The organism is Sphingomonas sp. LM7, from assembly GCF_002002925.1.
Classification (GTDB): domain Bacteria; phylum Pseudomonadota; class Alphaproteobacteria; order Sphingomonadales; family Sphingomonadaceae; genus Sphingomonas.
On sequence record NZ_CP019511.1, the window covers coordinates 2,769,917 to 2,791,346 of the forward strand.

Below are 21,430 nucleotides of genomic sequence, written 5' to 3' on the forward strand. Positions count from 1 at the left end.
GATTATCTGAATATCGAGTTATCTCGCTTGTCCGACGGTATTGGCCAGGCGCCGTGCGGCGTTTCACGCCCTCACAATACGCATACCGGATCGACCTGAATCCTTGCATCCGGTCCTGGTCCGGGCATCTCGCTCGAGAAATCCGCTGGCGCACTTTCCCCCGTCTGCTGACGGTACGCGCGCGGATCGCTGCCATATTCCTGGCGGAAGGTGCGGGAGAAATGACTGCGGCTCGAAAAGCCGCTGCTGGCAGCGATCGTCTTGATCGGCATCCGGCTGGATCGCAGCATCTTGGCGGCATAATGCAACCGGGTCATCGCGACGAACTCCATCGGCGCCGATCCCAGTATCTGGCTGAACTGGCGCGCGAAGGTCGAGCGGCTTAGGCCAGCGCACTCCGCCAGACGATCGACCGTATGCGGCGCGCCGGGCTCCTGCAGGATCGACGCGACGGCACTTGCCAGGCGCGGATCGGCCAACGCGCTGATGATGCGCGGGGTACTGCCGGGACGCTGGAAGAAGCGGCAGAGCACCGTGAGGATGCACGCCTTCATCAAGGTACTGACCAGCGCGACGGTCCCCAGCGCCTGGGGCATCTTGCCGGCCTCCCGCACCATGGTTTCCCAGGCGAGCTGGATCATCGGCGCATCGCTCACGTCTTCGATGAACAGAACCGTGGCATGATCGAGCAGTCCGAAACTGCCCGACAGCCGGGCAAATACCAGAGCGGAAGCGACCCGGGCATCGCCCGTCGCGCGCAACAGGCTGATCTCCAATCCCGGCGGAGTCAGGATCATCGTGCCCGCCGCGCAATTGCGTGGCGGTTCGCCCGTGCCGACGAGCGTAACGGTTCCCGTCACTACATAATGGACGAGAATCGCATTGCATGGCGCAGCCTCGACGCGTTTGCCGTCCGCCACGTCCCAGGCAACGAAGCGCCGGACAGTGACGTCCATCGTCGCCAGCAGGCGATCCAGATTTTCCGATGACTGCCTGGCAGGTGCCAAGTCCGGCCTTTCGATCGATGAAGGGTTCTGAAGATACGCGCGCGAATACACCCCTGGATGCAGCACGCACTGCCAGGCGGGTTCAGTAGGTAGCGGAGTCCTCGCCGTAGGAGGCGTCGGCAGCGGCCCCTAGAATGGCGCTGGTGCTGACCGTCAGCGTCGCATCGGTGGTGTTGCTCCAGCCGCCCGATCCGTCCTCGGTCTGATATTCGACGCCGGTCTCGAGATGGAGCGGAATGGTGACGTCGATACCCACGCCGGTGTCGGCATCGGCGGATGTCGATTGTTCGGAGCCATGGCTCGACGTGTCGGAATGGCCCTCGCTCCCGCTTTCCGAGTAATTGCCATCGCCCTCGTTATCGGCGGCGGCGTCCTGCCCAGCCGTGCCATCGTTCGCTTCGGGGTCGAAAACCCTGCTCATAAATCCCGACATCTGCTCTCTCCTATTCTTCGCGGAAGCTCTTGCTCACCGCGTCGCCGAACGGCTGCATCAGATAATCGAACAGCGTTCGCGCCTGGGTGGTGATGTTGACGCTCGCCGGAATGCCCGGCTGGAGCATGACACCCGCGCGCTCGACGGCCGCTGGGTCGTCCAGCACGATCTGGGCGTGATAGCGCGGTGCGGCATTGGCTTCCTCTCCCGCGACCGCCGCAGGTGACAGCGTGACGACTTTGCCCTTGAACGCAGTTTGGCCGTGCGGGTTCACCGAGGAAAAGCGCACGATCGCTTCAGAGCCGACGCGCACATCGTCGATATCCTTGGGATCGACGGTCGCCTCGATGATCAGCGCCCGTCCCGACGGCACCAGCTCCATCAGCGTACGTCCTGCATTGACGACCGTACCCGGACCGACCTGGGCAACCCCGGAAACCCGGCCGTCCGCCGGCGCGCGCAAAAGATCGCGGTCCGCCTCGTAGCGCGTAACGTCGAGCTGCGGATTGATCTCGGCCAACTGATCCTGCGTCTGCTTCAGCTCGGAGACGAGATCGACCGATTGCGAATCGCGCGTGCGGCGCATGGTGAGTTCGGCCTCTTCGATGGCTGCGAGGCCCGAGACGCGATCTGCCTCCAATTGCGCCGCGTTACGCTCGAGCGCCCGGATGGTGGTCTTGCGCGCAAAACCCTTGGCATAGAGCATGCGGTAATCCGCCAGCTCGTCGTTGATCAGGGCAAGCTGCTTTTCGGCGGCCGCCTGTCTGGCGCGCGCAGAATCGAGCTTGGTGCCCGAAATCCCCTGGTCGGCCGAGAGCACCGAACGGTGCCGCACGAACAGCGCACGCTGTGCCTGCATCGCTGCGGCGGCAGTCGGATCCGTGCCGCGCTGGGCGAGATCGGCAGGGAAGGTCAACGTGTCGCGGCCTTCGATCTCGGCGACCAGTCGCGCCTCCGTGGCGCGCAGCGCGTCGCGCTTGGCCTGCGCCTGGCGCAATGCCGCTCCGGAGCGCACGCCGTTGAGCCGCACCAGCGGCTGGCCCGCCCGTACCTGCTGTCCCTCGCGCACCAGAATTTCCGCGACGAGGCCGGAGGCGATCGGCTGGATCACCAGCCGGCTGCCGCTGACCGAGACCTGGCCCGGTGCGATCGCGGCGCCGTTGATCGGCACGAACACGGCGAACATCCCGAACAGCCCGAAGAACAGCAAGGCACCGAGCACGCCGAAGCGGATCGTCCGGCGGGTGTCGTCGAGCGGCTGCACGTCGAACTGGCGCATCCGGCGTTCGATCAGGCGCCGTGGCAAGGGGAGCGCCGCGCCGCCACCGAAATGGGGAAATTCGAGCTTCATCGATCAGACCTCCACCGGTTCGCGGGCGATCGACCGCACCACGTCGGTGCGCACCTTTCGGAAGACGCGCGCGCGGGGTCCATCGAGCTGGAGCTGGCCGCCCGACAGCACGATCACCCGATCGACATGCGCGATCGGATTGAGCCGATGCGCGATCAGCACGATCGTCGAGCCTTCCGACTTGAGCGTGCACAGCGCCGCGGCCAACGCTTCCTCGCCATCCGCGTCGAGATGCGCGTTGGGCTCGTCGAGCACGAGCAGGCGCGGCGACCCGAACATGGCGCGGGCCAGTCCGATGCGCTGGCGCTGCCCGCCGGAGAGGCTCGCGCCGCCGCTATCGACCTCGGTCTCATAGCCTTCGGGGAGCGAGAGGATCATGTCGTGGACATTGGCGCGCTGGGCGGCCTTGACGACTTCCTCGTCGGGCGCGTCGGAGAAGCGCGCGATATTGTCGCGGATCGTCCCGGGAAACAGGCCGACGGTCTGCGGCAGATAGCCGACATACCGGGCGAGGTTCTCGGCGGTCCAGTGCCGCCCCTCGATGCCGCCGATCAGCACCTTGCCCTGGCTGGGATTGGTCACGGCTACCAGCAGGCGCGCGAGGCAGCTCTTGCCGGCGCCGCTCGGCCCGACAATGCCGACAGCCTCGCCCGCGGCGATGTCGAGATTGATGGCGTCCAGCGCGGGGCGGCGGCCGCCCGCCGGTGTGAAGCGCATGCCGCGGATCTCGATCTCGACGTCGCGGTCGGGCAGCTTGACCTTCGAACTGCGCGGCGGCGCTTCGCTCAGGCCTTTCTGCACGCGTCGGCCGGCCTGGATACCCTGTGCGATCGAACGCCAGCCCGATACCGCGACTTCCAGCGGCGCCAGCGCGCGGCCCAGAAGCAGATTGGCGGCGAAGATGCTGGCGGCGAGCATCTGACCCTCGATTACCAGATAGCCGCCGATCCCGATCATCGCGCTCTGCAAGGTGAGGCGCAGGAAGCGTATCGCGGAGGCGAAGCCTGCATTGCGGTCGCTGCCCTCGGCCTGGCGGCGCATCATCGTATCGCGATCGATGTGCCAGCGCACCGCAAGCCGGTCGTTCATTCCCATCGCGCGAACCGGTCCGGCGAAGCGCGCGACGCTGTCGGTAAAGGCATAGCTCCGGTTCGCCGCTTCGGCCGCGATCTTGGCGCTCTCGCGCGTCGCTCGATCGTTCCAGAAGGCGAGCACCAGCAGCGAAACCGCGCCGGCCAGCCCGACGGCGCCAAGCAACGGATGGATCAGGAACAGCACCAGCAGGAAGAGCGGCATCCAGGGCACGTCGAAGAAGAACTGTGCCCCCTGCCCCGCCAGCACCGATCGGAACTGGTCGAGGTCGCGCAGCAACTGGGCATTGCGGGCCGTAGCGCCGCGCGCCGGCGCGAGATCGATCACTGCCTGGAACACGCGATGCGCCAGAATCCGGTCGAGCCGCGCCGCCGCACGGATCAGCAGCCGCGCGCGCACCGAATCGAACAGCGCCATCGTGCCGAGCGCAAGCAACAGCGCAAAGCTGAGCCCGATCAGCGTAGGGATACTGCCGCTCGGGATCACCCGGTTATAAACCTGGATGAGGTAAATCGGCGACGCGAGGAACAGCAGATTGACTCCGCCGCTGAACAGCGCCGCGATGATCAGTGGGCGCTTGCACTGCATCAGCGCCGAGGCGAACTCATCGCCCTGCTCGAGCTCGGCGGCGCGATAGGCGCTGTCCATCGCGATGACTTCGGCTGCCGCTTCGGCGGCCCTTGCCTGAAGTGCCTCGGCTTCGCTCGGGGTGGTGGGTTGCTTCATCCTGGCTCCTCAGATCAGGCCGAGCGTATCGGCATGCGGCAAGTCGCCGAGCGGATTGTCGTCGTGATGGCCGGTGTCGCCCAGCAACGCGTCGCCAAGCGGAATATCGGTCGCCAGCGTGTCGAGCAGGTCGGGGACGAGAAGGGGTGCAGACGCTTCGGACATGCCGCTGTCGCTCACGTCGAACACGTCGCTGATCGAGACGAGGCTGACGAGCGTCGAAATACCTCCCACCGGATCGGCGCCGAGCAGGTCGCCGAGCTGGTCGTCGACAAGGGGGAACACCGCTTCCGCCAGCGGGCCCGACGTCGCTGCGTCGAGTGGAGCCGAAGCCAGCTCCGCGACGGCGTCGATCACAGGCGAGGTCACCGAATCGAGGATCGGCGTCACGGTCTGTGCGACCATATCGACCGTGGTCGTAAGGAAATCGATCGCGTCATGCACCGCGGCGCCGGCGTCGGTCACCAGCGGTGCCTTCGTCACGACATGGCCAGCCATCTCCGCGAGGGCCGACGGTGCACCCGACGCCACGGCTTCTGCCGCCCCTGTCGATGATGTCGGCGCTTCAGCGGGCGCGGCTGCGTGGACTGTGCCACCGGGATGGGCAGGCGCGAAAACGGACAAGGCAGCCGGCGCGGCTGCAGTGAGGAATGTCGGAGCCTGAAGTGCCGCGAGGTCCAGCGCGAAGCCCGGATAGGCTGTTGCGCCGGAAAGGTGCGTGGCCTCGGGTGGTTCCTGCGCCTCGGCGACCACAGCACCGGGTTCGACCGGGGTCGTAGCTAACGCTGCCGGCGCGGCCTGCGCGATACCCACAGCGGCTGTCTGTACGTCGGCCGGCGGTGCGCCTGGCGCTGGCTTGGCCTCTCCGATCTGGAGATCGATCGGAGTCTGCCCGCCATAGAGGCCGAAATCCTGCGTCGACCAGGCAAGCAGGCGGTTGTCCGGGTTGAGCAGGATAGGATCGAGCATGGCGGACAATCCCGGATGCAAGAGGAGGCTGGGTCCGCTGTCCGGACCCAGCCTCGTCTAGGGGTCAGTCCGAGCTCGACTGGTCCGACGAACCCATCGCGTCGGTCACCGAACCGAGCAGGCCGTCGGTGCTCGTATCGAGGCCGATGCCGGTGTCGCTCGAATCATAGCTCTGATTGCCATCTTCGTCCTGGCTCCAAGATTCCGAGCTGTTGTTGGCGTCGAGGCCGATCGTCGAACTCACGTCGCCGGTGACGTCGCTGACCAGATTGCCGTCGCTCGAGTTCGAGCTCGATTCGCTGTCATCGCTGAAAATGCCGCTGAGGGGGCTCATGGCTCTACTCCTAAGTTATTGATGTTATGTGCGTTCGTCGTGGAGCGCAGCAGTAGAACCCGGCACGATATGCGACGTTCCAGACTTGGTTCGAGGCTGAAATCGCGCCAAATCGTCTAAAATGGGCCCGGCCCGGCCGTTAGTCTGACCCGTAACGATGCTGACGGGATGCGGGTTTGCAGCCCGCAGAACACCGGCCCCGGATCACTTTGATACGATGTCGAAATGATCGAATTGGGCACGTAATTGAACCGGGAAGATACGAATTAAAGCTGGAAAAATGCGGTGGTGCCCGCTCACCGGCAATTTTCTTATTAATGCTCTAACTTCGATCAGCCTCAGAACGCCCTTGATACTTCCCACCCGGCAGCGAGCCGGATGCGCAACATCGCATAGATCCCGCAGGATCTCCGAAAAGCGGCACTATCAAGTGGATTTGGGCATAGCCCTGGCGGAGACGGAGGGATTCGAACCCTCGGTAGGAGTAATCCCCCTACGGCGGTTTAGCAAACCGCTGGTTTCAGCCACTCACCCACGTCTCCGGAAGGGGCCCGAGCGGAGCGCTATAGCGACGGTCTTTTCGCGGATCAACGGCAGAACCGCCTTGACGCGAAATCGATTCCCGTCGTTGCCCGTTCATTGCAGCGTCAGGCGCATGCAAGTAGCGTAGGCTATCGGACTTTGGGGGTGAAGAATGCGCGTGCGGACCTTGATGCTGTGGGCGGCGACTGCCGCACTCGGGCTCGGCGCAGTTCCCGCTGCCGCCCAGATCACCACGATCGATCCCAACACGGCGATCGATTCGGACCTCGATGCGCCGCCGCCCGTGCGCAACGATCCGCAGCCGATCGACCAGGGCGCCTATCAGGAAGTTCCGCGCGACGACCCCATCCCCGCGCCGCAGCCCGTTCAGCCGCCCGTCGACGCCACCGCCGCCGGCGCGCGCGCGCAGGCGACCAACACCTATCAGCGCGACGACCTGATCGGCGCGGCGGAGGGCGTGTTCGGCAAGGGCGCCTCGGGCCTTGCCGGGATCATCGAGGACATCCTCAAGGATCAGGGCCAGCCCAATGCCTATATCGCCGGGCGCGAGGCGGGTGGCGCGATCGGCGTCGGCCTGCGCTATGGCTCGGGCGAGATCTTCCACAAGGTCGAAGGCCAGCGCAAAGTCTATTGGACCGGCCCGTCGATCGGCTTCGACATCGGCGGCGATGCCAACAAGGTCTTCGTCCTCGTCTACAATCTCTACGACAGCCAGGAACTCTACAAGCGGTTCCCCTCGGGCGAAGGCCGCGTCTATTTCGTCGGCGGCTTTTCGGCGGGCTATCTGCGCCGCGGCGATGTCGTGCTGATCCCGGTGCGCCTCGGCGTCGGCTGGCGGCTCGGCGTCAATGCCGGCTACATGAAATTCAGCGAGAAGCAGCGCTGGCTGCCATTCTGATCGGGTCAGCCGCCTGATTTCAGCCATTTGGGAACAAGCTTCCTCGCTTCGCGTTTTGCGCGGTGAGCCGGGTCGTGTGCGGAACCCGCGGGGAACCCATGACGCCTGCCGCTTCCATCGAATCCGGCGCAAATCGTTTCGAGCTGCTCGTCCAGAGCGTGGCCGATTATGCGATCTACATGCTCGATCCCACTGGCGTGGTGGTGAGCTGGAACACCGGCGCCCAGCGCTTCAAGGGCTATACGCAGGACGAGATCATCGGCCAGCATTTCTCGCGCTTCTACACGAGCGAGGATCGCGCGGCGGAAATCCCGGCCTATGCGCTGCGGACCGCGCAGCACGAAGGCAGGTTCGAAGCTGAAGGCTGGCGCGTCCGCAAGGACGGCACGCGCTTCTGGGCCAATGTCGTCATCGATCCCATTCGCGAAGCCTCGGGCGAGTTGATCGGCTTCGCGAAAGTCACGCGCGACCTCACCGAACGCCGCGCCAACGAAGAAGCGCTACGCAGCAGCGAAGAGCGGTTCCGCCTGCTCGTCCAGAGTGTGACCGACTATGCGATCTACATGCTCGACATCGATGGCCATGTCGCGAGCTGGAACGCCGGCGCCGAACGCTTCAAGGGGTATCTGGCAGACGAGATCATCGGCCGGCATTTCTCCGATTTCTACGGCGAGGAAGATCGCGCGGCCGGCCTCCCGGCCAGGGCGCTGGAGCAGGCGCGCACGCAAGGCCGCTTCGAAGCCGAAGGCTGGCGCGTGCGCAAGGACGGCACCCGGTTCTGGGCCAGCGTCGTCATCGATCCGGTGCACGATCCGCTGGGCGAGTTGATTGGCTTCGCCAAGATCACCCGCGATCTCACCGAACGGCGCCAGTCGCAGATTGCGCTGGAGCAGGCGCAACAGGCGTTTTTCCAATCGCAGAAGATGGAATCGCTCGGCCAGCTGACCGGTGGCGTCGCGCACGACTTCAACAATCTGCTCGCCGCGATCGTCGGCAGCCTCGATCTTGCCCGCCGCAAGATGGCCGAGGGCGCCGACATCTCGCGCTTCATCGACAATGCGATGAAGGCGGCCGAGCGCGGCGCGACGCTGACTCAGCGCATGCTCGCCTTTGCGCGCAAACAGGAGCTCAAGCTCGAGACGGTCGATCCCGCCGCGCTGGTGCGCGGCATGGCCGAGCTGCTCCAGCGCACCATCGGCGGTGGCGTCCGCATCGACACCCAGTTCCCGCTGATGCTCAAGCGCGTGCATGCTGATCCCGCGCAGCTCGAGCTTGCGCTGCTCAACCTCGCAGTCAATGCGCGCGACGCGATGCCCGATGGCGGGCGGATCGTGATCGCCGCGCGCGAGGAGCATGTTCTCACCGGCGAAGGCCTCAAGCCGGGCGACTATGTCTGCCTGTCGGTCACCGACAGCGGCGGCGGCATGGACGCCGATACGCTGGCCCGCGCCACCGAGCCGTTCTACACTACCAAGGGCATCGGCAAGGGCACCGGGCTCGGCCTGTCGATGGTCCACGGCTTCGCTGAGCAATGCGGCGGCAGGCTGGTGCTCGACAGCCGGCTGGACGAAGGCACCACCGCCGATATCTGGCTCCCGGTTTCTGACGACGCGATCAAGCTGTGCCCCGACGAGGCCAGCGGCGACGCGCCGGGACCGGACCAGCTGGTGGTGCTGGCAGTGGACGACGACGCACTGGTGCTCATCAACACCGCCGCGATGCTCGAAGACGCCGGGCATCGCGTGCTCCAGGCCCAATCGGGCCAGGCAGCACTCCAGCTGCTCGGCGAACACCGCGTCGATTTGCTCGTCACCGACTATGCGATGCCCGAGATGACCGGCGCCCAGCTCGCCCAGGCCGCGCAGGCAGGATGGCCGGCGCTGCCGGTCTTGCTCGTCTCGGGCTATGCCGAGCTGCCCGAGGGTATAGCCGCGGATTTCACTCGGCTCGCCAAGCCGTTCCGCCAGGATCAGCTGCTGCCCGCCGTCGAACAGGCAGTCGCCGCCCGGCGCCCGAGCGCGGCAGTGCTCGAATTCTCGCGACGCAAGCGCCGCTAGAGCATCTCGGGTAGGTGGCGCGTATAGCAGGTGCCCCTTCTATCAAGCTGCGCTCTGAGAAAGACCTCGAAACCCGAATGTGAATATGCGCTAGCCTCACCAGGGCCAGCGCGCCCGGCGCCTGGGCGGCGGCGGCGGCGCTTCGGCAGGCTCGCGACGGATCATCCAGCTATGGTTCTCGACGATCACTGCAGGCACCGATCGGCCCTGCGTGTCGCGGGACGGGCGAAAGCGGAACCGCGCTTCGATCAGCCGGCATGTCGTCGCGTCCAGCTCCGCGCTGCCGCTCGACCGGGTTATCTCGCAATCCCGGACGCGTCCGTCGGTCCAGACGAGGTAGCGCACGCCCACCGTGCCGCCGGTCCCGGACTCCGCCGCGCCATCGGGATAGTCCGAATCCCTCAGCTGCCCGCGGACCCAGCGCGGCGGAGTCTCCGCGCCGCCATCGCCGCTGCCGTCGCCCGCGCCGCCGCTGCCACGCCCGTCGCCCTCCCCGCCGCTGCCGGTGCCGGGCCCGACCACATCGGCGCTACCCGCCGAGGGGGCCGCGCCTGTCCCCGCAATCGGCGCCGCGACCACCGGCGGCGGCGGCGATGGCACGACCGGAGCCGGCGCGACGACCTCGGTCGGTTCGGATCGCAAATTGGGGGGCGAGGCCGCGCCCTCGCGGCGACGGCTCTGCACCTGGTGGGGGCGTAGCGTCTCGCGCGGCGGTGGAGGCGGATCGGGTCCGACCTCGAACAGCTGGAGCGCTTCTTCGGGCACGGCGCTGCCGCCCAATGCAAGCCCGGCAATCAGCGCATAGCCGAGCGCCGCGGTCAGCGCCGCGGCACCCAGCGCCGCCCTGCCGCGCTCCGCTCGAGTCGATCGCACAAAACCCATGACACTAGTCGCTCTGGCCCGGGAGGAACGTCCTCCGCAGGATCAGCGATAGAAACGTGCGGTGAGGCCGCGGGATGCATCGTCCCGCTACGCCGACGTCGGGCTCAGCCGAACTCGACCGACTCGAACCGCACCGGCGCGCCGATCGCGGCATTGGCGAGCTGCCCGTCCCACATCACCCGATTGCCGCGGACGATCGTGCCGAGCGGCTTGCCGGTCAGCGTCATGCCGGTGAAGGGCGACCAGCCGCACTTGGAGGCAAGCCATTCCTCTTCGATCGTCCACCGCGCCTTGAGGTCGACGACCGTGAAATCGGCGTCATAGCCGACGGCGATGCGCCCCTTGCCGACGATGCCGAACACGCGCTGCGGCCCGGCGCTGGTCAAGTCGATCAGCCGCTGGAGCGTCAGCCGCCCCTCGGCAACATGGTTGAGCAGCAACGGCAGCAAGGTCTGCACCCCGGGCATGCCGCTTGGGCTGGCGGGATAGGGCTGGGCCTTTTCCTCCAGCGTGTGCGGGGCATGGTCGGATCCGATCACATCGGGAACGCCCTGGTTGAGCCAGCGCCACAGTCCGTCGCGATGCGCGCCCGAACGGATCGGCGGGTTCATCTGCGCCCAGGTCCCCAGCCGCGGATAGGCTTCCTCGCCCGCCAGCGTCAGGTGCTGCGGGGTGACCTCGCACGTCGCGATGTCCTTGTGCTTGCCCAGCAGCTCCAGCTCGGCCGGCGTGGTGATGTGCAGCACATGGATCCGCCGCCCGGCCTCGCGCGCGAGCCGCAGGATGCGCTGCGTCGCCAGCAGCGCGCTCTCGTCGTCGCGCCACACCGGATGCGACGCCGGGTCGCCCGCGATGCGCTCGTCCAGCCGCGCATTCATCCGCGCTTCGTCCTCGGCATGGATCGCCACGCGCCGCTTGCCCGATGCGAGCACGCGCGCCAGCTCCGAATCCTCGGCGACCAGCAGATCGCCCGTCGACGCGCCCATGAAGATCTTCACGCCCGCCGTGCCCGGCAACCGCTCGAGCTCCTTGAGCTGCGGCGCATTGGCGGCGGTGGCGCCGACATAGAACGCATGATCGCACCACATGCGGTCCCTGGCGCGCGCCAGCTTGTCGTTCACTGCCTCGGCGCTGTCGGTGTTGGGCTTCGTATTCGGCATCTCGAACACCGCGGTCACCCCGCCGAGCACCGCCGCGCGGCTGCCGCTCTCCAGGTCTTCCTTGCGCTCGAGCCCCGGCTCGCGAAAATGAACCTGGCTGTCGATCACGCCGGGCAGCACGTCGAGCCCGGTGCAGTCCACTGTCTCGCCTGCATCGCCCACATTGCCGATCGCGACGATGCGGCCACCGGTTACGCCGATATCGGCTTCGGCCGGGCCGCCGGGCAAATGCACACGGCCATTGATGAGTTTGAGATCGACGCTCGTCATATCGCCCTCTTCCGTCACGGGGGCCCTGCCCCTACCTGTTCCTCATGAACGAGACCAGTCCCGGAACATGGCTGCCCGATCGCGCACTGCTGCGCGTGAGCGGCGAGGACGTACGCGGCTTCCTGCAAGGGCTGGTGACTCAGGACCTGGCGCAGGTGGCGCCCGGCGCGCCGCAATGGGCCGGACTGCTGACGCCGCAGGGCAAGGCGCTGTTCGATTTCATCCTGTGGGCGAACGGGGACGCGATCCTGATCGATTGTGAGGCTACCGCTCGCGAAGCGCTCGCCCGCCGCCTGACATTATATCGCCTGCGCCGGCCGATCGTGATCGAACCCGTCGATGGTGGTGTCCATTGGCGTCGCGAAGGCGAGGAAGGCGTCGCAGATCCGCGCCTGGCCGCGCTTGGCCGCCGCTGGCTCGGCGCGTCGGGCGAGCTCCCCGCGACCGGCTGGCACGAACACCGCCTCCGCCTCGGCGTAACCGAGGGCGCCGCCGAGCTTGGCCAGGACAAGACCTTGTGGCTCGAATGCAATGCTTCGGAGCTGGCCGGAGTCAGCTTCACCAAGGGATGCTATGTCGGCCAGGAAAATACGGCGCGAATGCACTACCGCGCCAAGGTCAATCGCCGCCTCGTCGTCGCGCCGATCGGCGAGGCGGGGGACAAGACGCGGGCGCTTTATCCCGATTTCGGCCTGATGGTCGAGCTTCGGCGCGTGGAAGCGCTCGGCGACGCGATCGTCCCGGACTGGCTGGCCGCCGCCCTCGTCGCCGCGCCCGCCGCCTGACCCTGCACCGGGCACGCGCGCCCGGTCTGCTTCAGCCAGTTCAGGATCATCGTCTGGGATCGCGCCGTATAGGCCAGATCATGTCCCGCCCCCGGCACAAGCGCTAGCCTCGCTTTCCGCGCGGCGCCGGCGAGCGCGATGCTGTGACGTGCCGGGATGAGGCGATCGGCGGTGCCGTGAAGCAGGAGCATCGGCGCCTCCACGCGCGCGATCTTCGCCCGATTGTCGAAACGGTCGCGCAGCAGCATCCGCACCGGCAGCCAGGGATAAAGCGGCGCGACGACATCGGGCAGGCTGGTGAAGCCCGAGACCAGCACCAGCCCGGCCACCGGCGCGCCGCCGGCATTTTCGGTCGCGACGCCCGATCCCATCGAGTTGCCGATCACGACGACACAGCGCGGCGCGATCCCGCGCTGCTCCAGCCACGCCAGTGCAGCGCGTCCGTCACGATACAGCCCCTGCTCGCCGGGACTGCCGGGATTTCCCGCATAGCCGCGATATTCGACTAGCAGCACGCCATAGCCCGCCGCTGCGATCCCACGCGCCGCGGCGGCCGCGCCGGTCAGGCGGTCGCCATTGCCGTGGAAGAACAACAGGGTGGGAAGCGTGGCGGACCCGCGCCGATAGGCGGCCGCAAGGCGAAGGCCATCCTCGGTCTCCAGCACCACGCCCGAAAAGCCCGGCGGCGGCGCAGTGGTCGCGTCGCGAGGCGCGGGAAATATCAGCGCGCGCTGCCCGGCGAACAGTGCCCCGAGCATCGTGAAATACAGCGCTCCCACGATCGCGACGATGCGCAGGGCCATCCTATTGCTCATGGGGCCGGGCTTCCTGCAACTTCGCCGGAAGCGTCACCAAAGAAAAAGGGAGGCCGGTTTCCCGACCTCCCCAAATCCTTGCAGTTCCGAAGAACCCGCGTGGCTTACTGACCCGAACCCGGGCCGTACATGATTTCCACGCGACGGTTCTGCAGTTCGCGGACGCCATCGGCGGTCTCGACGCGCGGGCGGCTTTCGCCGAACGCTTCGGTCGAGATGACACCGTCGGAGATGCCACGGCCCGACAGATAGGTCTTAACCGAGTCAGCGCGACGCTGCGACAGACCGACGTTGTAGCTCGCCGAACCCGAACGGTCAGCGTGGCCCGCCAGCATGACCTGTGCGTTACCGCAGGTCTGGTAGTTGCTGATGGCGTTGTCGAGAATGCTCGCGGCCTCCGGCGTGATGTCCGACTTATCCCAGTCGAAGAACACGATGTACGGTCCGGGGGTGCACTGCACGACCGGTGCGACCGGCTCGGCAGCCGGCGGCGGCGTGTAGGCCGGTGCCGGGGTCGGTTCCGGAGTCGGGACCGGCTCGGGCTCAGGCGCGCCGAAGTTGAAGGTCAGGCCACCCATGATGCTGTGCGACCGGAAACGGCCGTACCACTGGCGACCCGCGATATCGACGAGCTCGACACCGGGTGCGTTGAAGAAGCGATACTTCAGCGAAACGTCGATGTTGTCCGAGATCGGCGCGCGGACACCCGCGATTGCCTGCCAGGCAACGACCGTGTCCGAATCGTCCACTGCGTCGCCATTGGTGTTGAGACCCAGACGGCTCTTCACGCGAGCAACGCCGAGACCCGGGCCGACAAAGCCCTGGACGCCGTCGTCATCACCGAAGTCCCACAGCGCATTGACCATGAAGCTGAGCGCCGAAGTACGGCCACCCGCATAGTCATAGCTGCCGGCTGCCGCGAAGGCGGTGCCGCCCGAACCGGTCACGAACGGAGTCGTGGTGGTCGAGCGAAGGCCGGTCACGTTGGCTGCACGATAGCCGACTTCGGCCTCGAGGCGGACAACGCCGAGATCGTAGCCGACAGTACCGCCGACGTCGAAGCCGGCGCGGTGATCGACGGTGGTGGCGTCGATTGCAGCATTCACGTCCCAATCGATGTCTTCGACCAGCATGGCGCCGCCCTCGACACCCACATACCACGCATCGTCGCGTGCAAGAGCGGGCGTGCTGAGCGCGGTCGTCGCAAGTGCCAGAGTTACGGCAAGCTTCCGCATATTAATCCCCTTTCAAAGTTGTCACTACGGACAGCGACAAACTCACTACCGAAACGAAAGTTTCTGCGCAAGCGCACAAAACCCGATACTGTTGCATGAACGTCACAGGTTCAATCGTTGTCGATCAAACCATGTGCACGCATTGCTTCCAGTATCGAAACGATCGTGGCTCGCGCTTCGGCATCAACAGTCACCCCACCCAGTGGTTCCGTGATCGAATCGAGTCTTGGGCCAACCACCTGATCTCCCTCGACAAAAACTTTTCCATGGACCTCTCCGAGCCTCCATTCGCCGCTGGAAAACACCGCCATGCCCCGGTTTGCGCCCAGCCAGAGCCGGGTTCCCTCCCGTGGCGGCATAAAAATCCAACCCGCGCCCGTCCAACCCGCGATCTCGTGCGCATGTCCCGTCCACGCGCCGCTCGGGGAAGCGCCCAGAATCCAGCTCGCCCCCAATTCGGGCGAAGCGGGCGGCACATCGAGTCCCGCCTCAACTGCCGCGCCCTGCACAACCATATCGAGCAGCGCGAGCGCCTCGTTATGGGCCATCTCCTTCTGCGCCTGTCCCGGCTGGAGCAGCGGCAGCGCAAGGCGGTGAGTCATGTAGTCGGTCATCAGGCTTCTCCGGGCAGCGGCAAATCCAGCGTCGCCGGCGGCGACAGGCCGTGCGCGCCGATCTGGCGCACGGCGACGGCAACGACACCCGCGCGCGCGTCTTCGCTCAGCACGATCCGCGGCTCGCTCGCCTCGATGACGCGCACATCGCCGCCGCCGCCGGTGAGGCCGAGCCGGTAGCGCTCGCTTTCTTCTCCGAGCGGCGCATCGACGCCGTCGATCCAGTCCCAGCCGTTGCGGCTGCGGCGCACCCAGCGAATTTCGGTCGTCCCGTCAGGGAACAGGCGCGCACGCAGATGGACCGGCGCGGGCGGAACCAGCGAGACGCCGCGCATCTCGGCCTGCGCTTCCGCCGCGTCGCTGTCGCCCACGCCTTGCGCCAGCACGCGCGCCACCGAGCCGATCGTCTGCGCCGGGAGTTCCAGCGTCACCAGCGTTTCGGCCTCGATCAATACGAACCGGTCCCCCGTCGCCTGCCTGCCGATCGCCGGTTCGGTGCCGCGCCGGCCGCGCCACAGCCCGCTGAGCGCCCATCGCCGTGCGCCGAGCGGCACCGCCTGCGCGAACTGGAGCAGCTCGTCGCCGACCATCGCGAGGTTCGATCCGGCCGCCAATGCAGCAGCATCGGCATCGCCCAGCAGCATCGCCCCGTTGGCGAGCTCGACCTCGACGACATTGACACGATCCACCAAATCGCTCCGCCCCGCGCCCGGCGGCGTCACCACCGTCCCCAGCACCGCCGGCATCGGCGTGACGCCCGCGGGCGTCCAGCTCGCGCCATCGTCCACGCTGACCAGCAGCCCCGCGCTTCGCCAGCCCGGCCCGGTTCCACCCGCAGCGATCGCCAGCCGCGGCGCCGTCGCGAGGCCGCCCAGCGGCGGCAGGTCGAAGGCATGGACCACCGTCTCGCCCATTGCGAGGTCGGGCGCCGGCAGCACCCTGCCGCCGCTCGCCGTCTCGGCCAGCGCGCCGGGCGCGACCGCAACGCACTCGAGCACCACCACCATCGCCTCCAGCCGCCAGCGGTCGACTCGCCATATTCCCGGCGCACCCTCGATCGTAACCCGCTCGCCCGGACGGACCGCCAGAGCGCGCCAGGGCAATGCCAGCGTCCGCCGCTCGCGCTCGACGTCGAGCCGCATCAGCGCCGCCTCCGCCATCGTCCGTGCCGCACCCGCATCGATCGCCGCGGCCAGCTCGATCCGGGCGTCGCGCAGGCCCGCACCCGGACGCACCGCGCGCTGCACCCCGGCCTGATACTCACGCGCAGGCTCATAATGCGCGAGCGTCAGCGTACGCGGCGCGGTTTCCGCCGCAGCGATGTCGCGCCGCCTGCCGCCACGCTGCCCCTCGCCCGCGCCGACATCGGCCAGCGCAATCGCCGCCCCGCCGCCGCCGTGCAACAAGGTAAGCGCCTGCGCATCGGCCCGGAACCAGCCCCCCGCCGCGCCCGCCAGCGTCTCCACCACCGCGCGCACGCTCGCGCCCGCCGCGGCAAAGCCTGCAAGCGACACCGTCGCCTCGGGGCTAGCAAGCAGCTCCGCACCCAGTTCCGCAGCGATCCCCCCCGCCGGCAGCGGCGCCGGATCGGCAATCACTTCGAAGCTGAGCGAGGGAATCCGATTGCCGAAATCGGCGAGCTCGAGATCCTCGAACACGACATAGGCAAGTCCCCGATGCGCCGGCGTTTGCCCCGCCCCCTCGATCGCTGCGATCAGCGGATCGGGCTGCTGTGCCTCGCTGCCATGGTGGATCCGCAGTCCGCTGCGTGCCTTGAGGTCGCCCGCGGCACCGCGCAGCAGCTTGCCGTCCGCCCAGATCCGCCCGACGTCCAGGATCCGCCGCGACGACAGCGCCACGGCGAACGACGCGGTATAGCTGTAGCTCGTCGTGCTCGGACGCCCCTTGCCGCCGCTCTTGCTGCTGCGGTGCTCGATCAGGTCGGTCGACCAGATCACCGATCCCGCCACGCGCATCGTTCCGAATATCTTCGGAATCTGCGTTCCGTACGACGATGTCTGGATGCGCAGCTCGTTCAGCCGCGGCCCCTCGCGCCCCTTGGGCTTGAACAGCACTTCGCGGTCGAACGCATTGCCCATCATTGCGCCGATCGCGCCGCCCACCGGACCGCCGACCATGGTGCCGGCGACCATCAATACCATCGTCGCCATGTCAGTCTCCCCCGGCGATCCGCCAGCGCCCGACCACCGGCCAGGGTAGCTCGTCGCGCTCCACCACGCGCCGCAGCATCGCGTCGGCGTGGATCATTCCCGTCTCAGTCCGGATCGCGAAGTGCAGCTGCCCGGGCCCCGGCCGCATCAGCAGCAGGTCGCCCGCCTGGTCATCGGCAACCGGCACCAGGCCGGTCGCCGCGATCGCCGCACAGATTCGCCCGGCGTCGCCGCTCCGCAGCCGATAGCCGCTCGGCACCGACCCCGCGAACCCCTCCGCGCGCAGCGCCAGCGCCACCAGCCCCACGCAATCGAGTCCGTCGGCGCCCCGCCCATGCAGCCGGAACCCCACGCCCAGCGCCGCCCGCGCCGCCGCGACGGCGCGTTCGCCAGGCGTCATCCGCCGGGATAGCGCGTCAGCAGGTCGATCCCCGGCAGGAACGGTTCGCCCCGAAAATTGACGGCATTTCCGAACCGCGCCGCACAGGTCGCCAGGCTCTTGTCGCACCCCTGCACCAGCTCCACGAGCGCCCCCACCGCCGCGAACCGCGTCGGCCGCCGCAGCGTCACCGTCACCCCGTCCGAGCGGGCAATGGCGTCTTCCAGCCCGGAATTCGCGCCGCCGAACCAGCGCAGCCGCCCGCCGCCATAAGCGTTGCCCACCGGCTCCGCCGCATCGAGCTGCAGCACCGCGCCGTCCGCTCCAATCACCCGCGCGAACCGCCGCCGCCCTGCCATCGGCACCCGGCATCGCTGGTCGCCCAGCTCGGCGCGGCACCCGGGCGACGTCTCCTCGACCACCGCCCGCTCCAGCGCCGCCGAAACCCCGCACAGCTCGGCGGTCAGCACGTCGCCGCGCGTCTCGACTGCGCCGATCGTCCCCTCGCCGAGCGGAACCTGCTCCCCCGGCGCCGACCAGTCGGTCGCGAACAGCGCCACCCGCGCCCCGTCCCAGCGCCCGGCCAGCAAGTCCGCTTCACTGATCGCCGCGCTGGTCAGCGCGCCGGTCACGTCCATGCTGTCCGCGTCCAGGCTCGCGCTGCGGCTGATCGCGCTCGGCGTCATCCCCGGCGCCGCGCGATAGACCAGGCCGTCGATCTCCAGGTCGCGGTCATGCGCAGTGACTCCGATCGTCACTCCGTCGCGCCGCTCAATCCGCCAGCACAAGGCCAACGTCGTGACCTCGCCTTCCAGCCAGCTCATTCGCGCACCTCGACCAGCGGCACCGAAGCCGCCGCCCCCGCAAGATAGGTCGCCCGGCTCACCGTCAGCCGATCCTCGGCGAAGCGCACCGGCACGTCGAAGTCGAAGCTCGCGCTCACCACGGCGCCCACGTCCGGCGGCACGTCCAGGGTCACCACCCCGCCCGCACCCAGCGTGAACGCCGCCGTCGCCAGTCCGTCCACCGCCACGCGCAAACTGCCGCCCACGGGCCGGGTGATCCGCCGCACCACGTCGCCATAGCGCCGCACCAGCTGGAACCGCGCTTGCGCGCCGTCGCCCGTCCCCAGCACTTCATCTACACCCTCGGCATCGAACGGATCGCGCAGCCGGAACCCCCGCGCCGGCCCCATCCGCGCCCGGAAGAAACCGATCAGCGCGGCGATGTCCGCCTCCGATCGCACCCCGGGGCCGACATCGTAGCGCAGCCGCGCCTCGGCCCATTCGGCATTGCGGTTCTCGCGCCCGCCCGCACTGGTCACGATCGCCGTCGAGACCTCGGGCGCCACTTCGGCCTCGCGTCCCAGCGCGAGCGGAAACACCACGTCGTCGAACGCGTCCACATCACTCTCCTGATCAAAGTGTACGAAGCCGTCGCGCAGCACCTGCGGCAGCGCCCAGACGAACGTCGCCGCGACACCGCGCCGCCTCCCGCGTTCGGCAGCCGCGGCGATCGGCCGCCACTGCGCCTTGTCCGCCGGGTTCAGTACGAACCCCGCCAGATAATGCTGGTCGCTCACCGGATAACCCAGCCGCGCCTGCGCCAATGCCAGCCCCTTGCCGCTCGCGGCCTCGTTCCCCGCCGCCGCCCAGTCATAATCCTCGAGCTGGAGTATATCGAACGCCGGCGCCGCCCAGCCCACCGGCAGGTTCGCGCGCTGCAATTCGGGCATCGCCCGGTCGAGCACCGTCGGCAGATATGCCAGCAGCAGCACCTCCGCCCCCGGCGCCCAGCGCACCACGTCGCGCAGCGCCAGCGTAGACGCCGCCAGCAGCGCCCCCGCCGCATCGAGCACTTCGGTATCGACGCTCCCGCGCACATTCTGCTCGGCCGGATCGCCCAGGGCGACGCGCGCCGCATCGTCATGGATGCACAGCCGCCCGTCAGGCATCACCCACCACCACGGCTCGCCGATCTGGAACTTCACCGCCAGCCCCGCCGCCTGCGCGATTCCGACGAACGCCAGCGCCACCACGCGCAGATAATACATCGCCCCGTCATGCGCCGGTGACAGCAGCGCCGAGGGCGGGCTCCAGCCGGTAAGCCCCGGCGACCCGTCCGCCGCGCGCTGCTTCCAGTCGTTCCAGCAATGCTGGTCGAGCAATTCGTACGAAAGCGACCAGATCACTTCATAGCCGAGCGCCCCGGCCCGCCGCGCGAAATCGCCATGCCACGCCGCGCACGCCATATTGAGCGTGCCGCCGGCCAGGCTGGCATAATAGCCTCCCGAATTGGCCTCGAGCCGGAAATAATGGCTCATGCCCACATAATGCAGGATGCTTCCACGATAGCCGAGCTGGAGCGCGTTTCGCAGCACCCGCGCCGGGGTCAGATGGTAGCAATCGTCATAGCCATTGGCGATCTGCAGCCCGTGTTGGGGCACCACGACATCGCCGATCGCCAGCACGGAACCCGGCCCCTCGCAAACCATGTCACCAAGCTCGACCCAGCCCTCGACCGGCGTCGGCAGTGGAGCATCGCTTGCGCTGTACCCGGCAGGCACCAGCGACACGAACATCCGGTCGACATCGCCCGCAAACACCGCATCCGCCTCGTCCGGTAGCACGAACCCGCCCGCGACATCGGCGAAGTCGATCGTGACCACCGCCTCCTCGGGCGTCCCGACGGCGTAGTTCCACAGCCGCACATACCAGGCGCGCGGATTGCCGCCCGCATCGCGCCCCTCGATCGTCAGCACCGGGCCGTGGATCGCATCGAGCGCCACCACCCCGGAAGACCGCCAGCGGAATCGCAACCGGCACCCGCGATAATCGCGGCCGGTCGCGTAGCGCAGCAGCACATGGTCGTGCCGGTCCTCGCTCTCCCAGATCAGCCCGGCAAGATCGTCCTGCCGATAGAACACCGCATCGACGCGCAGCGCATCGGGCGCCGTCGTCGTTACGCTCGCCATCATCGGACGCGGAAAATTGACCGTCCAATAGGCAGGATCGAAGCGCGAAATCACGCCCTCCATCTGCCCGCGCCGCGTCTCGGCCAGCCAGTGTGCCATTCCCTGCCCCCTTTGCATTGGCGCTCTTCACGATTCATCGTCGGCTGCTACGGTGAGGACATGTTCGCCCGTCACGCGCTGTCCCATGGCTAGATGGCCGGTCCGCGAGGAAGGACGGGAAGAAGCCCTTCTCACCCGCGTCCGCGACATGCTTGCCGAGATCGCGGCGCGGCATTCGCTTCGCGTCGAATGAGCGAAGACGTTCCGGTCGCCCTGTCCTGCACCTGGCCTCGCCAGCCGGGCCTGGATTTTGAACTCTGGTTTTCATTCAGTGATGACGAGCTGACCTTCGGTGGAGACCGGTGGTATGCGGACGTGTTTCCGCTCGACGATCCTGAAAATTGGGAGCGCGTCTGTGCCGCGGTCGATGGGTTGATAACCGGCGAAGCGCGTGCGCTGCTCTATTATGCGGTCGGCCGGAAACAGCCATATTGGACCGTCCTGCAACTGCGCGAAGCGGATCGCTGGACGAATGTGTCCACAGGGGCGGGCTGCGCGATCCCGCCACTGGTGAAACCACGCGTGCTCCGCAACGGCCACCCCGTCACAATGGGCCCTGCCCGCCTGGCATGGGGCAGCTTGCTGTGCCTGTTGCTCCTGCTCGCCGCGATCTGGTCGCTTCTCTGAATCCGCGAC

General features: G+C 67.7%; 19 protein-coding genes and 1 tRNA gene. 4 read left to right on the forward strand and 16 right to left on the reverse strand.

Features of this window, described 5'->3' with window-relative positions:
- Positions 1-71: 71 nt before the first annotated feature.
- The 7 genes from BXU08_RS12610 to BXU08_RS12640 form a co-directional block, all read right to left on the reverse strand.
- Positions 72-1,007, reverse strand: coding sequence for a helix-turn-helix domain-containing protein (locus tag BXU08_RS12610; RefSeq protein ID WP_150125527.1), 936 nt, complete (start codon positions 1,005-1,007; stop codon positions 72-74).
- Positions 1,008-1,089: 82 nt separating this feature from the next.
- Positions 1,090-1,440, reverse strand: coding sequence for a hypothetical protein (locus tag BXU08_RS12615; protein WP_171982509.1), 351 nt, complete (start codon positions 1,438-1,440; stop codon positions 1,090-1,092).
- Between the two features lie 10 nt (positions 1,441-1,450).
- Positions 1,451-2,791 carry an HlyD family type I secretion periplasmic adaptor subunit gene (locus BXU08_RS12620; protein ID WP_077510380.1) on the reverse strand — a complete coding sequence of 447 codons (1,341 nt, stop codon included), beginning with the start codon at positions 2,789-2,791 and terminating at the stop codon, positions 1,451-1,453.
- 3 nt (positions 2,792-2,794) lie between these two features.
- A complete protein-coding gene (locus BXU08_RS12625; RefSeq protein WP_077510381.1) occupies positions 2,795-4,609 on the reverse strand; it encodes a type I secretion system permease/ATPase in 1,815 nt (604 codons plus the stop codon).
- 9 nt (positions 4,610-4,618) lie between these two features.
- Entirely contained in the window at positions 4,619-5,578 is a 960-nt protein-coding gene (locus BXU08_RS12630) for a hypothetical protein (protein ID WP_077510382.1), read from the reverse strand.
- Positions 5,579-5,642: 64 nt separating this feature from the next.
- The gene (locus tag BXU08_RS12635) at positions 5,643-5,912 is read right to left on the reverse strand and encodes a hypothetical protein (RefSeq protein WP_077510383.1); all 270 of its coding nucleotides are present in this window, start codon (positions 5,910-5,912) and stop codon (positions 5,643-5,645) included.
- A 449-nt stretch (positions 5,913-6,361) separates the two neighbouring features.
- Positions 6,362-6,454: transfer RNA gene (locus BXU08_RS12640), tRNA-Ser, on the reverse strand.
- A gap of 152 nt (positions 6,455-6,606) precedes the next feature.
- Between BXU08_RS12640 and BXU08_RS12645 the strand changes: the two genes are divergently transcribed.
- Positions 6,607-7,353, forward strand: a complete 747-nt coding sequence (locus BXU08_RS12645) for a DUF1134 domain-containing protein (protein WP_077510384.1) — start codon at positions 6,607-6,609, stop codon at positions 7,351-7,353.
- Positions 7,354-7,451: 98 nt separating this feature from the next.
- The gene (locus tag BXU08_RS12650; protein WP_077510385.1) at positions 7,452-9,410 is read left to right on the forward strand and encodes a PAS domain-containing sensor histidine kinase; all 1,959 of its coding nucleotides are present in this window, start codon (positions 7,452-7,454) and stop codon (positions 9,408-9,410) included.
- 96 nt (positions 9,411-9,506) lie between these two features.
- Here BXU08_RS12650 and BXU08_RS12655 read toward each other — a convergent pair whose 3' ends face one another.
- Both BXU08_RS12655 and BXU08_RS12660 read right to left on the reverse strand, forming a co-directional pair.
- Positions 9,507-10,292 (reverse strand): energy transducer TonB, encoded by a 786-nt coding sequence (locus BXU08_RS12655; RefSeq protein ID WP_077510386.1) that lies wholly within the window; start codon positions 10,290-10,292, stop codon positions 9,507-9,509.
- A gap of 104 nt (positions 10,293-10,396) precedes the next feature.
- Positions 10,397-11,722, reverse strand: a complete 1,326-nt coding sequence (locus BXU08_RS12660; protein ID WP_077512358.1) for a dihydroorotase — start codon at positions 11,720-11,722, stop codon at positions 10,397-10,399.
- A 44-nt stretch (positions 11,723-11,766) separates the two neighbouring features.
- Between BXU08_RS12660 and BXU08_RS12665 the strand changes: the two genes are divergently transcribed.
- A complete protein-coding gene (locus BXU08_RS12665) occupies positions 11,767-12,507 on the forward strand; it encodes a folate-binding protein YgfZ (RefSeq protein ID WP_077510387.1) in 741 nt (246 codons plus the stop codon).
- Here BXU08_RS12665 and BXU08_RS12670 read toward each other — a convergent pair.
- From BXU08_RS12670 to BXU08_RS12700, 7 genes are all read right to left on the reverse strand, one after another.
- Positions 12,399-13,310, reverse strand: coding sequence for an alpha/beta hydrolase (locus BXU08_RS12670; protein WP_171982510.1), 912 nt, complete (start codon positions 13,308-13,310; stop codon positions 12,399-12,401). The two genes, BXU08_RS12665 and BXU08_RS12670, sit on opposite strands and share 109 nt — an antisense overlap.
- Before the next feature lie 116 nt (positions 13,311-13,426).
- Positions 13,427-14,557, reverse strand: a complete 1,131-nt coding sequence (locus BXU08_RS12675; protein ID WP_077510389.1) for an OmpA family protein — start codon at positions 14,555-14,557, stop codon at positions 13,427-13,429.
- A gap of 110 nt (positions 14,558-14,667) precedes the next feature.
- Entirely contained in the window at positions 14,668-15,171 is a 504-nt protein-coding gene (locus tag BXU08_RS12680; protein WP_077510390.1) for a DUF2793 domain-containing protein, read from the reverse strand.
- Positions 15,171-17,342 carry a phage tail protein gene (locus tag BXU08_RS12685; protein WP_077510391.1) on the reverse strand — a complete coding sequence of 724 codons (2,172 nt, stop codon included), beginning with the start codon at positions 17,340-17,342 and terminating at the stop codon, positions 15,171-15,173. The genes BXU08_RS12680 and BXU08_RS12685 overlap by 1 nt, the downstream gene beginning before the upstream one ends.
- A gap of 1 nt (position 17,343) precedes the next feature.
- On the reverse strand, positions 17,344-17,742 hold the full coding sequence (locus BXU08_RS12690) for an NlpC/P60 family protein (RefSeq protein ID WP_077510392.1): 399 nt from the start codon (positions 17,740-17,742) through the stop codon (positions 17,344-17,346).
- Entirely contained in the window at positions 17,739-18,545 is an 807-nt protein-coding gene (locus BXU08_RS12695; RefSeq protein ID WP_077510393.1) for a DUF2163 domain-containing protein, read from the reverse strand. The genes BXU08_RS12690 and BXU08_RS12695 overlap by 4 nt, the downstream gene beginning before the upstream one ends.
- Positions 18,542-20,794 (reverse strand): DUF2460 domain-containing protein, encoded by a 2,253-nt coding sequence (locus tag BXU08_RS12700; protein WP_077510394.1) that lies wholly within the window; start codon positions 20,792-20,794, stop codon positions 18,542-18,544. Before BXU08_RS12700 ends, BXU08_RS12695 begins: the two co-directional genes overlap by 4 nt.
- Positions 20,795-20,983: 189 nt before the next feature.
- Here BXU08_RS12700 and BXU08_RS12705 point away from each other — a divergent pair, with 189 nt between their 5' ends.
- Complete coding sequence (locus BXU08_RS12705) at positions 20,984-21,421, forward strand: hypothetical protein (RefSeq protein ID WP_077510395.1); 438 nt, start codon at positions 20,984-20,986, stop codon at positions 21,419-21,421.
- Positions 21,422-21,430 lie beyond the last annotated feature (9 nt).